This is a genomic window from Paenibacillus sp. P4_E11, assembly GCF_056401635.1.
Genome location: NZ_JBFUIX010000655.1, coordinates 1 through 690 on the forward strand (window position 1 = coordinate 1; position 690 = coordinate 690).

Consider the following 690-nt stretch of genomic DNA (forward strand, 5'->3'; position numbering starts at 1 on the left):
CCACTACCCTTGTCCATCCTTTTAACTTCTTGTTTAATTGCTGCAACAGTTTTCCCGTACCTATTAGTCGAGAGAAATTTGAAGTACTCTTCCATAAATTTAATGGCATTAGGATTCTTTTCAAGCATTTCTATATAGGAATACTTCAACAACCCACGCGCTGTCATGTAGTAGCCTTCTTCTTCTTCTTTCGGTATAACATCATCACCGCGTTCGAATATACGTCTTGTTACTGTGTAATTTTCAGGATCTTTTCTAAACCTACGCATTGTCACGCTGGGAGCATTAATTTGCGCTTCATAAGATACAAATCTGACATTACTATCGTAGTCAGAATTAATTCCAATCTGTTTATAACCTTTAAGGATTTCAAGTATGCTGTTAGCCGTTTCTTCCACACCCATCGATTCAGGATACACTTTAAACCCTTCACCAGTGTAAACGGTAATTGCATAGTTCGAGTAAGGATTTTCTTCATCAATAGGAAATGCAAATATTGTGCCACCTAACCGATCTCTATAATCTTCTGCTTTCGTCTCGATTGCGAGTATGTCCATTAAGCTGCCTCTCCCTTGATAAGTCTGCTAATAAATTCAAGTCCTTTCGCTGTAACTTTTGTTACTGGTTCATTAACAATAATATCACCCTCTTGATGCGGTGATTCTTTTACGATAAAATACCCTGCATCAA

General features: G+C 37.7%; 1 protein-coding gene. It reads right to left on the minus strand.

All coding sequences use genetic code 11. The annotated features are described in order from the left end of the window. Window positions 1-557, minus strand: a 557-nt coding sequence (locus tag AC1DWB_RS36725; protein WP_477545968.1) for a hypothetical protein, incomplete at its 3' end; no start/stop codon positions are given. Window positions 558-690: the final 133 nt, after the last annotated feature.